Annotated in this window: 11 protein-coding genes and 1 pseudogene; 10 read left to right on the forward strand and 2 right to left on the reverse strand. The window is 57.8% G+C overall.

Features of this window, described 5'->3' with window-relative positions; all coding sequences use genetic code 11:
• Window positions 1-23 precede the first annotated feature (23 nt).
• Window positions 24-1,322 carry a 2-oxo acid dehydrogenase subunit E2 gene (locus tag AC04SH_RS26395; protein ID WP_488480724.1) on the forward strand — a complete coding sequence of 433 codons (1,299 nt, stop codon included), beginning with the start codon at window positions 24-26 and terminating at the stop codon, window positions 1,320-1,322.
• A 7-nt stretch (window positions 1,323-1,329) separates the two neighbouring features.
• A complete protein-coding gene (gene lpdA, locus AC04SH_RS26400; RefSeq protein WP_488480725.1) occupies window positions 1,330-3,078 on the forward strand; it encodes a dihydrolipoyl dehydrogenase in 1,749 nt (582 codons plus the stop codon).
• Between the two features lie 179 nt (window positions 3,079-3,257).
• Here lpdA and AC04SH_RS26405 read toward each other — a convergent pair.
• Window positions 3,258-3,474 (reverse strand): annotated as a pseudogene (locus tag AC04SH_RS26405) (IS110 family transposase); the annotation flags it as partial.
• A 503-nt stretch (window positions 3,475-3,977) separates the two neighbouring features.
• Between AC04SH_RS26405 and AC04SH_RS26410 the strand changes: the two are divergent.
• From AC04SH_RS26410 to AC04SH_RS26445, 8 genes are all read left to right on the forward strand, one after another.
• Window positions 3,978-5,186, forward strand: a complete 1,209-nt coding sequence (locus AC04SH_RS26410; protein ID WP_488480726.1) for a dipeptidase — start codon at window positions 3,978-3,980, stop codon at window positions 5,184-5,186.
• A 64-nt stretch (window positions 5,187-5,250) separates the two neighbouring features.
• Window positions 5,251-6,627, forward strand: a complete 1,377-nt coding sequence (locus AC04SH_RS26415; protein WP_488480727.1) for a CapA family protein — start codon at window positions 5,251-5,253, stop codon at window positions 6,625-6,627.
• A 245-nt stretch (window positions 6,628-6,872) separates the two neighbouring features.
• Window positions 6,873-8,453, forward strand: coding sequence for an ABC transporter substrate-binding protein (locus AC04SH_RS26420; RefSeq protein ID WP_488480728.1), 1,581 nt, complete (start codon window positions 6,873-6,875; stop codon window positions 8,451-8,453).
• Between the two features lie 21 nt (window positions 8,454-8,474).
• Complete coding sequence (locus tag AC04SH_RS26425) at window positions 8,475-9,413, forward strand: ABC transporter permease (protein ID WP_488480729.1); 939 nt, start codon at window positions 8,475-8,477, stop codon at window positions 9,411-9,413.
• A 2-nt stretch (window positions 9,414-9,415) separates the two neighbouring features.
• Complete coding sequence (locus AC04SH_RS26430) at window positions 9,416-10,309, forward strand: ABC transporter permease (RefSeq protein ID WP_488480730.1); 894 nt, start codon at window positions 9,416-9,418, stop codon at window positions 10,307-10,309.
• Complete coding sequence (locus tag AC04SH_RS26435; protein WP_488480731.1) at window positions 10,306-11,322, forward strand: ABC transporter ATP-binding protein; 1,017 nt, start codon at window positions 10,306-10,308, stop codon at window positions 11,320-11,322. Before AC04SH_RS26430 ends, AC04SH_RS26435 begins: the two co-directional genes overlap by 4 nt.
• Entirely contained in the window at window positions 11,319-12,386 is a 1,068-nt protein-coding gene (locus AC04SH_RS26440; protein ID WP_488480732.1) for an ABC transporter ATP-binding protein, read from the forward strand. The genes AC04SH_RS26435 and AC04SH_RS26440 overlap by 4 nt, the downstream gene beginning before the upstream one ends.
• A 243-nt stretch (window positions 12,387-12,629) precedes the next feature.
• The gene (locus tag AC04SH_RS26445) at window positions 12,630-12,959 is read left to right on the forward strand and encodes a transposase family protein (protein ID WP_488480747.1); all 330 of its coding nucleotides are present in this window, start codon (window positions 12,630-12,632) and stop codon (window positions 12,957-12,959) included.
• On the opposite strand, the gene AC04SH_RS26450 is transcribed toward AC04SH_RS26445, so the two are convergent.
• A partial coding sequence (locus AC04SH_RS26450) for a transposase domain-containing protein (RefSeq protein WP_488480748.1) occupies window positions 12,926-13,059 on the reverse strand: 134 nt, incomplete at its 5' end. The two genes, AC04SH_RS26445 and AC04SH_RS26450, sit on opposite strands and share 34 nt — an antisense overlap.

Below are 13,059 nucleotides of genomic sequence, written 5' to 3' on the forward strand. Positions count from 1 at the left end.
GTTCCAGTTCCGAAAGAGTTGATATGAGCCAGCTAATGGAAGTCAGGTTGCCGGATATCGGCGACTACAAGGATGTGCCGGTCGTCGAGTTCCTGGTGAAGCCAGGCGACGTCGTTGCCGTCGATGACCCGTTGATGACGGTGGAATCCGACAAGGCGACGATGGAGATCCCGGCACCTTTCGCCGGAACCGTCAGGGAGTTCGCGGTGTCGATCGGCACGCGTGTGTCCCAGGGCGCGCTGTTGCTAACGATCGATGCCACTGCTGCCCAGGCAGCTGCGCCGGCAACCTTGCCGGAAACTGCAAAGGCCGAAGCCGTTCCCGCGGCCGCGCCCGTCGAGGCAGAACCGCCGGCAGCGAAGGTGGCACCGGCAGCACCGGTGGCAAGCAACACGCCGTCGGTCAGGTCAGAGACGTCAGCCGGCGCCCATGCCACGCCATCGGTACGTGCCTTTGCCCGTGAGCTTGGCGTCGCCCTCGCCACTGTGAAACCTTCCGGCGCGAAGGGCAGGATACTGCGCGAGGACATTTTGGCGCATATCAAGGAGCGTCTAGCAGGAGGCTCGTCAGTGCAGATGTCGGGTACGGGCATCGGGGCCGGCCTGCCGGCCTGGCCTGCCGTCGACTACGAGAAGTTCGGACCCGTCGAACGCCAGCCGTTGTCGCGCATCCAGAAGATCTCGGGAGGCAATCTCACCCGCAACTGGCTGACCATTCCGCATGTCACCAACTTCGACAACGCCGACGTCACCAGCCTTGAGGATTTCCGCAAGGAGCTCAATGCGGCCAACAAGGACGCCAAGGTGACGATGGTCGCCTTCCTGATCAAGGCGTCGGCATTGGCTCTCAAGGCATATCCGCGCTTCAACGCCTCGCTCGACGGCGAAGAGCTGGTGCTCAAGAACTACGTCCATATCGGTGTTGCCGCCGACACGGCCAAGGGGCTGATGGTGCCGGTGATCCGAGATTGCGACCGCAAGGGCGTGATCGAAATCGCCACCGAAATGCGCGCGCTCGCCGACAAGGCGCGCGGGAGTGGGCTGTCGGCCGCCGACATGCAAGGCGGTTGCTTCTCGGTTTCGTCGCTCGGCGGCATTGGCGGAGCAGGCTTCACGCCGATCATTAATGCGCCCGAGGTGGCAATCCTCGGCGCAGGCCGCTCGGCGATGGAAGCCATCTGGGACGGCAAGGCCTTCCAGCCGAGGCTGATCATGCCGGTCTCATTGTCCTGGGATCATCGCGTCATCGACGGCGTCGCCGCAGCCAGGTTCCTGGGCCACATATCAGCTCTACTGGGCGATTTCCGCCGCGCGATCGTTTGAGGCCGAGATGAGCACCACCGAAATCAGGGTGTCCGAAATGGGCGACTTCAAGGAAGTCGCCGTCATCGAGCTGCATATCAAGCCGGGTGACTACGTTGTCCTCGACCAGACGCTTGTCGTGCTCGAATCCGACAAGGCGTCGATCGACGTGCCGTCGCCATTTGCCGGGCGCATCGCTTCTGTCGATCTCACAATCGGTCAGCGCGTTTCAAAGGGGGCGCTGATCGCCACCGTGGAAGCGGTAGCAGCCGCCAAAGAAGCCAAGCTAGCGATCAAGCCCGCAGCGTCGGTGGCGACATCCGAGGCTCAGGCAGCGACAACAGCGCGATCTCCCGCGTCGAGTGCGGCGCCCGATTGCGACGTGCTGGTGATCGGCGGCGGACCTGGCGGCTATTCCGCGGCCTTTCGTGCCGCCGATCTTGGCCAGCGCGTGATCCTGGTCGAGCGAGACGCCACCCTTGGCGGCGTGTGCCTTAACGTCGGCTGCATTCCGTCCAAGGCGCTGCTGCATGTCGCCGCCGTCAAGGAAGAAGCCGAGCGTCTTCGCGATCACGGTATTGTCTTCGACACCGCGACCGTCGATCTCGACAAGCTGCGGAGCTTCAAGGCCGGCGTCGTCAGCAAGCTCACGGACGGGCTAAAGGGCATGGCGCGCCTACGGAAGGTCGAGATTGTCAGAGGCACGGCAAAGTTCGCTGATGGCGGCTCGGTAGACATCGAGCTATTTGAGGGCGGCAAGCGCGGCATCGTTTTCGCCATGGCCATCGTCGCCGCCGGCTCGGTACCGGTCAAGTTGCCGTTCCTGCCTGACGATCCGCGCATCGTCGATTCCACGGGCGCGCTCGAACTGCCCTTTATTCCCCGGCGTATGCTGGTCATCGGCGGCGGCATCATCGGACTTGAGATGGCCACCGTCTACAGCGGGCTCGGCGCGCGAGTCGAAGTGGTGGAGCAACTCGACAGGCTGCTGCCCGATGTGGACCGCGACGTGGTCGAGGTCTGGCGCAAGCGCAATGCCCACCGCTTCGACGCGATCCTTCTGGGCGCGCGCGTCGAAAGTGTCGTTGCCGAGGAAGATGCACTTGTCGTGACGACCAGCGGCGAGGGCGCCGGCGTCAGGCGCTACGACCTGATCCTGCAATCGGCCGGGCGGCGCCCCACAGCCGAAGCGCTCCAATTGTCTTCCGCTGCCGTAACAATTGATGCGCGCGGCTTCATCGAAGTCGACGCGCAGATGCGCACGCGTGCGGCGAACATCTTCGCCGTCGGCGACGTCACTGGCAATCCGATGCTGGCGCACAAGGCCGTACATCAGGGCCATGTCGCGGCCGAAGCGGCAACGGGGCTCAAGAGCTTCATGGACGCCAAGGTGGTGCCATCGGTTGCCTATACCGATCCGGAAATTGCGTGGGTTGGCGTCAGCGAGGATGCCGCCAAGGCGGCCGGCCGTGCTGTTGAGGTCGGCACGTTCCCGTGGGCAGCGTCTGGACGGGCCATCGCCAACGGCGCCGACTACGGCTTGACCAAGCTGGTGTTCGACAAGGAAACGCGTCGCATCATCGGCGGCGCCATCGTCGGCCCGGCTGCGGGCGACATGATCGGCGAGATTTGCCTGGCGATCGAGATGGGGGCTGATGCGGTCGACATCGGCAAGACCATCCATCCGCACCCGACACTAGGTGAGACAGTCGGCATGGCAGCGGAGGCGGCCGAGGGCCTATGCACTGACCTACCGCCAACTCGGAGGCGTCGATAGGAGAGAGGCCGCTCCATTGCGCAATTTTCGGCTGAGACGGCGACTATCTGGGTATGGTGCGAGGATCTGTCGCAAACACGCATGCGGGGCTGAAAGGACCTTATCCCCAACAGTGTTGCTGCGAGAGGTGACGGACTTCAGCTTCAAAGTGCGTCGTATGCAGCTCGGTGGGCGCAGGCGGCGTGTGCAATCAGCTTCGGCAGATGGCCAAGCTGGACCATCTCGCGAGCCCAATAATGGGAGCTGGCGCATGCCTCCATCGCGGCGACACATGCCGGCTGGCTTGTAAAACTGCAGGCGCGACAGGGTCTTGCGAGATACGACAGTTCCGTCTGCTCCACGCAGTTGAAAGACGTTCTTTGCCAGATCGACCCCAATTTTGGTAACCTTTCCCATGGATGCCTCGTTCCATTTTGTGGCGTTAAGCGCCACAAACTTGGCACATTGCGATGCCGTCGGAGAAGGCTGGCATCCACCCCCACCCATCTGGAAGGATGATCCCTGCTCAGCCTGCCCAGCCGTTGCGCGCTGATCGGCCCGCTACACCACGCTGGGGACCACGATCAGTCGGAGAGGCTAACGCTGGCCCAGCGATTTCGGCAACATATTATTCTGTTCGGGCTCCGTTTCGAAGTTCTTTCTGCCGCAAATGCGACTCCTCAATTACAAATTCGGCATGATTGACCTTTCAAGAACTGGTAGTTTCGGTTCATGCCAGAAAGTGGGGACCTAGCCGAATGACCATCATCCTTGCTAACAATATCGATCATCGCGGCGGGAGCGTGAAGTGATCAATGCCTTCCCGGATGTGGCCGAAAACGCGCTGCAGTTTTCATAGCGGTCCTGTCGGCGGGCTGGGATGTAGTTGCTAACCCACAAGTAATTTTGAAAGGTAGATTATGTCTGAAAGCAATGGGTATAGCAGCGCGATTGGCATCAAGGCGGTTGCAGCGCATCATCCCGCGCATATCGGTTCGGGATCATGCGCGACATGCGCCGCTGAAGGCATTCTAGGAGCGGCAGACCTCTGGACCTCCGAAACTGAGCGGCCGCCCGTGGCGCTTAGGAAGCTTTACGACAAAGCCATCGTCATCGATGCTCTTGCCTCGCCGAATACTTTCAACGTCAACTATCCTCCCGCCGGCCGTCAATACACAGTGGAACAGCTCCAGAATGTGCGGCGCTCGGGTATTACTGCACTAAACCTGACCATTGGTGGAGCAGCCGGCGGCACAAGCGTAGCGGAGATGCTGAGCTGGATCAAGGATGTCAAGGACGACATTGCGGCCAACCCCGATACGCTCATTTTGATCCAGCGGCCCGAGGACATCAACCGTGCGAAGGAGAAGGGGCTTCTCGGCATCATCTTTGGCTTCCAAGGACTTGAATTCATGCAGGACGATCTACCGTCGATTGATCTCTTTGCCGATGAGTCAGTCATGATCATGCAACTGACCTACAATGGCGATAGTAAGATAGGATCTGGTTGTCTAGTCACCAACTCCGACGCCGGCCTTAAGCCCGTTGGAAGTCAAGCGGTCACTCATATCAATCGCCGCCGTCTAGTAGTCGATCTTTCCCACTCGCATCCGCAGACCGCCCTCGAAGCAGCGCGTGCATCAAGCGCGCCCATCATCGTTTCCCACAGCGCCTGCCGTGAGATATATGACCACCCTCGCAACCAGCCTGACGAAGTTCTTCGGGCGGTTGCCAACGGAGGTGGCGTATTCGGCATTTTTATGATGCCCTATCTCGGGCAGGATCCGGTTTACGCGTCTAGAAGGCTCTTCAATCGCCATCTGGTGCACGCTCTGAATGTCTGCGGCGAGGACCACGTTGGTATCGGCAGCGATAATTCGATAACGCCTATACAGTACAATGACGGGCATCGGAAAGCGCTAGAGGCCTTTATCGCTGGCCGCGATGACCGCGGCGTCTCCGCACCCTTGGACGGTATTGGCCCATACACCGTGCCGGGGCTGAATACGCCCCGACGGTTGGAAGTTGCCGCTTGGGACCTGTCGGAGGCGGGTTATTCAGACCGGGTTATCGAAAAGGTACTGGGCCAGAATTTTCAGCGTGTATTCACCGAAATTTGGGCAGGTTAGCTTCGCTTTGAAGCGCAAACTCTAATCAATGAGCATGCCTGTGAGTGATAGGTGAAATCTGAGCATGGAAATAAATGTGCCGCCGAGTGATCATCCTCTTCGGGAAAATGACTATGATGCAGTCGGCTCGATTGCTACGAATGTTCAAGATGGCTTCACGATGGTAGCAGTTGGCGACATTCTGTATGCGCGTCCGGTAGCTCACGGCTACCACCCCGGGTTGGCTGATGTTCTGAGCCTCTTTGAGGGCGCCGACGTCACTTTTGGAAATTTGGAGACCATTATCTTAGACAGACCGTCTAAAGGTTGTCCTCAGGCTGAGCACGGCGGATCCTATTGCATCAGTGACCCCGAAGTCGGCCCTGACCTGAAAGCCATGGGCTTTAATATGGTTAGCCGGGCGAACAATCAAACGCTCGACTGGGGCGTTGAAGGAATGCGTGAGACGACCCGCGCACTTGATAACATTGGGATCGTCCACTCAGGCGCTGGCGAGAACCTTGCAGAAGCGGGAGCTGCCCGCTTCTTAGAGACGCGTCGTGGACGCGTGGCGCTGGTTTCGTCGGCCTCGACATTCCCACCAATGGCCCGTGCGTGTGATCCCGCGGGCCGGGCTCCGGGACGACCAGGGCTAAACGCCCTTCGCCTAACTAAAAGTATCATAGTGCCTCGGGAGAAGTTCGAACTACTTACGGCGTTACGTGAGGAACTGCCAGGCGACAAACCAACAGACCGGGATTCAAGCCGCGTATTAATTGGGGATACGCTGTACAAACCCGGCGACAAGGCCAGCTACAGCTTCGAAGCCAATTCGCACGATGTAGCCAATATTCTCCGGAATATTCGTGAGGGCAAGCAGTACTCGGACTTCTGCATTGCCACCCACCACGGTCATGAACCGGGGAACTGGTGTCAAGAGCCTCCTGATTACGAACAATCATTTGCTCACAGCGTGATTGATGCGGGTGCGGACGCATACCTTGTACACGGGCCGCATTTGCTGCGAGGCATCGAGATCTACAAACGGCGCCCCATTTTTTACAGCTTGGGTAATTTCCTTTGTGAAGATCTCAGGGCGCCGGTAGGGGCGGACATTTATGAGGTGTACGGCAAAGATCCGCGGATCGATACAAACGCTGAGGTGACTGCTTATGAGATGTCACACGGCTTTCCGATGGCAGAAGGACCCGTAGGCTCGTATTCCGATGCGGTGTACTACGAGAGCGTCATCACGGTAAGCCGCTTTGAGCAGAACGAGCTTGCCGAAATACAGCTGGTTCCGATCGAGCATCGTCGCTCGGAAAGATTCGCCAACCGAGGAGTGCCTCGGCTAGCTGCTCCACAGCAAGCGCACTCCATTCTAAAACGCTTACAAGAGCTCTCGACGCCTTTTCAGACTGTAATAGACATTAAAGATGGCATCGGGTGGATCCGATTTTGAGCCAGATAGGCACTCGGAACCGTCACAATAGCGGCGCTCTGCCATCGAGAATACGGGTAATACAGGTATTGGCGCGGCGCTTTATTAAGCATGACTAGCAGTGGCTTGCAAATGCCCTCAGGAAGAGGAACCGAGCAGGACTAGTCCGGCAAAGCGGCGTTGTACGCGCCTGCCCTAACTGAACAACCAAAGTGGCGATCGTTCCCGCAGCTAGCGGGCGACGTCTAAAACGAAAGGGGAAAAGTATGACTGGTATCGTAACAAATGTGAGCCGTCGCACCTTACTTAAGACCGGCGCCATGCTCGGCGGTGGCGTCTTGGCTTCTGGCCTGCCACTCTCACAGGTCATCTGGGCGGCCGAAGGCCGGGTACTAAAGGTTGCCGCTCCTTACGAGCTTGCCACCCTCGATCCCGGTTTTTATGGCAATAATTCCGAGAGTACTGTCAACAGCTGCATTTATTCAAAACTCACGCACTTCAAACCAGGCTCCGAATGGGGCTGGGAACTGGAAGCGGCGGATAAGATCGAGCAGATCGATCCGACGCATATCCGCTTCATCCTCAAGAAAGGCATCAAGTTTACTGGCGGCTTCGGCGAACTCACTGCCAAGGATGTGAAATTCTCCTTTGAGCGGATCATCAAGCACGATTCACCCGTGAAACCGAACATGGGCTCATTCGACCATATCGAGGTCGAGGACGATCATACGGGCGTTATCGTGTTCAAGTCGCCCTTTGTGCCGGTATGGAACATCACGTTCCCTTGGGGCGGTCATATCGTTTCTGAAGAAGCCGTGATGAAAGCGACCAAAGACGGTGGAAACTTCGGCATGAAGCCTCCGGCCTTTTCCGGACCGTACGTGCTCGCAGAGTGGAAGCAAAATCAATACACGCTGTTGACCCGTAATCCCGATTGGACTGGCCCAAAGCCCGGATTCGATGAGATCCGCATCGTGCCGATCACTGATATCAAGACTGCGGAACGAGCATATCAGGCCGGTGATGTCGATTTCACTACGATCAGTCTTGATTCACTGGCGACGTTTAAGAGCAATCCGCCGGCAGATACGAAGGTTGAGGAGCATCCTTCTCTCGGTTACACTTGGGTTGGCATGAACGTCGACAATCCGAAACTGCAAGATATCAATGTCCGCAAAGCAATCCAATGGGCAATAAATGTGCCGCAGATTTTGGGCACTGCCTATGCGGGGCAGGGCGAGGTCGCGACAGGCCTCATTCCTCCAGGCATTGTTGGGCACCGCGACAAAGCGCTCGTCCCCCCAGAAGGCGATCTGGCAAAGGCCAAGGAATTCTTGGACAAGGCCAGTGGTGCTGATCTGAATCTAACTCTCGTCTGTCTAAACTCAAACCCGGACACAACAATTGCCCAGACTATTCAGGCGCAGTTGGCGCAGATCGGGATTACCGTCCAGGTCAATGTTCAAGACTCAGGTTCGTTCTGGACGATCGGCATGGAATCAGACGGCCAGCGCTGGAAGGACGTGCAACTAATTATCAATAGCTTCAGCAGCCAACCTGATCCGCTTTATTACACCGCCTGGTTCACTAAAGCGCAAGTTGGGGTCTGGAATTGGGAGCGCTTCCGCAGTGATCGGTTTGACGAACTTAATGGCAAGGCAGAAGCGGTTGAAGACCCGACCGAACGGTCAAAGCTCTACCAAGAGATGCAGGATCTGATGGAAGATTCGGGCGCTTACCGTTTCATAACGCATGGAGCTACTCCAATTATCTACCGGACGACTAAAGTGAAAGCTGCCACTCGCCCGGATGGTGTCCCATTGTATCTCGGCTTCACCCCGGCTTGAGTGGCGGCGGCGGACTGAAGAATGTTATTTTACTTTTGTAAGAGGTTGGTCCTCGCGGTCACGATTATCGTGATCGCGGCGACGCTTCTCTTTCTGATGATCCATGCCGTACCTGGGGACCCCGCAGCAACTCTGCTCGGCCCCCGGGCGACACCTGAGGCAAAAGCGCTCCTGCATCAACAGATGGGGCTCGACAAGCCGCTCCTCGTGCAGATCGTTAAGTTCTTCAACGGACTGCTCCATGGCGATCTAGGGTATGATGTGTTCAGCCAGAGACCTGTCGCCGATATCGTGTTTGAGCAACTGCCCTACACGATTGAGCTAATCCTCGTCTCCATCTTTTGGGCTGCCGCTATTGCCGTGCCGCTAGGGTGCTATTCTGCCATGCGGCGCAATTCCTTCCTCGACCAAGCGGTTGGGGTAATCGCCGTGGCAACAATCGCTATCCCTTCCTTTGTCATGGCAGTCTACGCACTGCTAATATTCGCCGTAGCCCTCCGCTGGCTGCCTGCGATCGGGCCAGGCCAAGGCTTGGTAGATGGACTTGTCCATCTGGTCCTTCCAAGCTTTGCAATGGGGATCGGTTGGGTGGGCTACATCTCTCGACTGGTGAGGGCATCCATGCTCGAAACGCTGGGCGAGAACCATATCCGAATGGCTCGCTCTTTCGGGATTTCGGAATGGCGCATTGTCTTCCGCTACGCTCTGCCGCTTGCGATCTTGCCAACGGTAACAATCTTGGGCGTAGGGATCGCATGGCTGCTGTCGGCTTCGGTGTTTGTCGAGGTCGTGTTCGCAAGACCGGGGATTGGCGCGCTAATCGTGCAAGCGGTGAATACACGCAATTATCCAATTGTTATGGGTGTGGTCGTGGTCACCACCTTCCTTATCGTCATTTCAACAACGGCCTCCGATTTGGTCAACGCAATACTTGACCCTCGAGCCCGGGAGAAGCTCTGACTATGACGAGCGTTGACACGATTGCTGAAGAAAACCCCATAAGATACAACCCGGGTGCCTTGAGTTCCTTTCTACGGCAGATGCGTAGCAACCGTCTGGGAATGTTTGGGGCAGTGCTTGTATTGCTGGTAGTGGCGACCGCGATTTTTGGTCCGCTGATCATCACCCATGACCCCATAGGCATATTGATAGGGCCGCGTTTGTCAGGACCTTCAGCAAATTTTCTTCTTGGCACGGATCAACTCGGTCGCGACACCTTTTCGCGCACCATCATGGGCGGCCGCATCCCGCTTCTCGTCGCTTTTGCGTCGTTGGGTAGCTCGATTATGGTGGGCCTCGTGCTCGGTCTGATAGCAGGGTTCGGGCCGCGCTGGCTCGACAACGTTCTGCTACTATTTTTCGACACGATCCGCTCCTTCCCTGGAATAATCTTTGCGTTGGCGGTCATCGCACTTCTTGGCCCCAGCATGTTCAGTGTGATCCTGGTCATCGCAATAACTTCGATGCCGATCTACGCGCGAGTCGTGCGCACCCAAACGCAAGCCTTGCGCAACTCCGATTACATCGACGCGGAGCGGAGCATGGGCGCCGGTACAACGCGCATCCTGGCAGTTCACATGCTGCCAAACGTGATCGGCCCGCTTCTTATCCTTGTGAGCATGGATGTGCCTGCGGTCATCGCCGTACAAGCGGGTCTGAGCTTTCTTGGCATGGGCGTGCCGCCTCCTACGCCCGATTGGGGAGCTATCCTTAATGATGGCTACAGCTATATTAATCAGACCCCTTGGCTGGTTTTTGCGGGCGGTATTCCAATTGTGATCGCGACACTGGGATTTACATTTCTAGGCGAGGCATTGCGTGACATATTCGATCCTAAGCTGCGGAAAGACTTATGACTTTTTGGAACTCGGTACCTCCAATATCCAACGAGACGCTTCTCGAGGTTAGGAACCTCAGCCTTGACTTCGGCTCGCCACGCGGACGCGTCCACGCTCTGCGCAACGTTTCATTGGACGTGCCGGCCGGACAGGTTGTCGGCATCGTAGGGGAGAGTGGATCCGGCAAGTCCACGCTTGCCTATACTGTGATGGGTCTACTTCCAGAAAACGCTCAGGTTACTGCCGGCAGCATTGTCTTTGAGCGACGCGACCTGCTCACACTGACTGCCCAGGCGCGACGTAGTCTGATGGGCGATCGCCTCTCCATGATCTTCCAGGATCCGATGACTGCACTCAATCCGGTGCGGACAATCGAAAGCCAGATGATCGATATCCAACACCACGAACAACGAGCGCGTGGTGAAAAGCGCACTCGTGCGATCGATATGCTCAAGCGCGTCGGGATTCCCGATCCGCAAAGCCGCATCGGGAATTATCCGCATCAATTCTCTGGTGGCATGCGCCAGCGCATCTGCATTGCCATGGCACTTCTGGTGAGACCGGCGCTGCTTATCGCCGACGAGCCGACGACGGCGCTTGATGCAACGTTGGAGGTTCAAATCATACATTTGCTCAAGGAGCTGCAAAGGGAGATCGGTTGCTCTATCCTGTTTGTCTCTCATCATCTCGGTGTGGTGGCCGAACTATGCGACCGCGTTGCCGTCATGTATGCGGGCGAGTTGGTGGAGCAGGGTGCCGTTCGCGACATCTTCCACAATCCCGGGCACCCTTACACAAGGGCTCTGCTTGAATGCGACCCAGGACGGATCAAAACACCAACCCGCACTTTGCCGACTATTCCCGGAGACGTACCGAGTCTACTTGGAATTAAGAACGGCTGTATCTTCCGACAGCGCTGTCCTCACGCGTTTGAGCGCTGCGAGAACGACACCCCTCGGGAATACCGTATCGGAACCGACCAAGTCGCGCGATGCCATTTGCTCGATCAAGCTGGGATGGTTGCGGCATGAGTGCGCTGCTGAGCATCCAGGACCTTCGTGTCCGCTTCCGCAGCATGGGGTCACTGAAGGCGCTCGCCACGGGCACGCCGGACCCTTTCATTGACGCTGTATGCGGCGTCTCATTTGAAATCCGAAAGGGCGAGACGCTTGCCCTCGTCGGCGAAAGCGGATCTGGCAAATCCACCATCGCGCGCACGATCATAGGCCTTCAGGCGCCTATTAGCGGCAGCATTCGTTTCAACGGGCAGGAACTTATCGGTCTCAAAGCGGCCGAACGAAAGTTCTACCTTCGCCGCATGACGATGATGTTCCAGGATCCCGTGGGCTCACTCTCGCCGCGGATGACCGTGCAGTCGCTCCTCACCGAGCCATTCCGCATACACGGCGTGGGCAATCGCGATCCCGGAGCCGAGACTGAGCGACTATTGCGCACGGTAGGTTTACCGGCTGACTTTGGGCGCCGCTATCCCCACCAGCTCTCTGGCGGACAGGCCCGACGTGTCGGCGTCGCTCGTGCGCTCGCACTTAACCCGGACGTGATCATCGCCGACGAACCCACAGCTGGGCTCGACGTGTCGGTCCAGGGTGAGGTGCTTAATCTGCTTGCTCGCCTCCAGGATGAACTCGGGATCGCCATCGTGATCATCACGCACAACCTCAACGTGGTGCGCCACATGGCCGATCGTATGGCGATCATGTATCTCGGTCGCATTGTCGAGACTGGGTCAACTCAAGACATCTTCGATCATCCCTGCCATCCTTATACGCAGGCCTTGCTCTCGGCCAATCCCGTGCCCGACCCGGATGCCGTTCTCAACCGCATCGAAATCAAGGGCGAGGTGCCGAGCATTCTGAGACGGCCAACCGGTTGCGAGTTCCACACCCGGTGCCAGTACGCGCAAGACATATGCTGCCGGGCCTTCCCCAAGCCTTCAGCAAACCCCGATGACGCCGGGCATAGCTACAGATGTCACTTTCCGCTCAGTCGCAAAACCGAGGTGGCGTTAGACGCGACCGCTTTCGGAGATTTCATTAACACAGGCCTGAGCCGGGTATCCAGCAAAAAGATCTAAGTGAAATAGCTTACGCGACAATTATTTCAGGAAGGGACCTTAAAGAACTTCAGAATATGTTCCATGATGGAAAAGGTCAATTTAGTCGGCCCAATCCGCCTTTAGTTGCCGCTAATGCGGGGTTCGACTTTAGCGTCGTCGCTCCCCGCCCCGGGCAGGGGAATCGCATATGGCTTTTTGGGGCTTGAATTTGTGGTGAGAAGGGATTCTTTGGAGAGGCAGTCGAAATGAGGAGAGACTGCCATTTCCAGCCTAGAGAGCTATTTCGGCGCGCTACCTGATCCGCGCGCTGGCAACGCCACGCATCGGCTTGGTGATTTGATCGTGATGATGATCGCGGCGAGCCTGTGTGGCGCGACCAACGCCACGGAGTTCTCGTTGTTCGCGCAAGAGCGCAAGCAAGCGTTGTCGCGCTTGATCGAATATGAAGAGGCACCCAGTCACGACACCTTCTCACGGCTCTTGCGATTGCTTGACCCGGAGGCGTTCGGGCGTGCGTTCGCCGCCTTTGCCGCAGGCTTCGCGCGTAACCGCTGTTCTCAGGCCACGGCCTTGAGTGGTGCGGGGGCGTAGGCCCAGGGCAGCAGGTCGTCGAGTTGGCTTTGCGGATGGCCGGCGACGATGCGGGTGATGACGTCGGTGAGGTAGGCGTACGGGTCGACGCCGTTGAGTT

It is taken from the genome of Mesorhizobium sp. CNPSo 4688 (genome assembly GCF_057784295.1).

Bases quoted from the DNA above. Each gene is read 5' to 3' on its own strand.
- AC04SH_RS26395 (WP_488480724.1), top strand. From the start codon at position 24: ATGAGCCAGCTAATGGAAGTCAGGTTGCCGGATATCGGCGACTACAAG.
- lpdA (WP_488480725.1), top strand. From the start codon at position 1,330: ATGAGCACCACCGAAATCAGGGTGTCCGAAATGGGCGACTTCAAGGAA.
- AC04SH_RS26410 (WP_488480726.1), top strand. From the start codon at position 3,978: ATGTCTGAAAGCAATGGGTATAGCAGCGCGATTGGCATCAAGGCGGTT.
- AC04SH_RS26415 (WP_488480727.1), top strand. From the start codon at position 5,251: ATGGAAATAAATGTGCCGCCGAGTGATCATCCTCTTCGGGAAAATGAC.
- AC04SH_RS26420 (WP_488480728.1), top strand. From the start codon at position 6,873: ATGACTGGTATCGTAACAAATGTGAGCCGTCGCACCTTACTTAAGACC.
- AC04SH_RS26425 (WP_488480729.1), top strand. From the start codon at position 8,475: ATGTTATTTTACTTTTGTAAGAGGTTGGTCCTCGCGGTCACGATTATC.
- AC04SH_RS26430 (WP_488480730.1), top strand. From the start codon at position 9,416: ATGACGAGCGTTGACACGATTGCTGAAGAAAACCCCATAAGATACAAC.
- AC04SH_RS26435 (WP_488480731.1), top strand. From the start codon at position 10,306: ATGACTTTTTGGAACTCGGTACCTCCAATATCCAACGAGACGCTTCTC.
- AC04SH_RS26440 (WP_488480732.1), top strand. From the start codon at position 11,319: ATGAGTGCGCTGCTGAGCATCCAGGACCTTCGTGTCCGCTTCCGCAGC.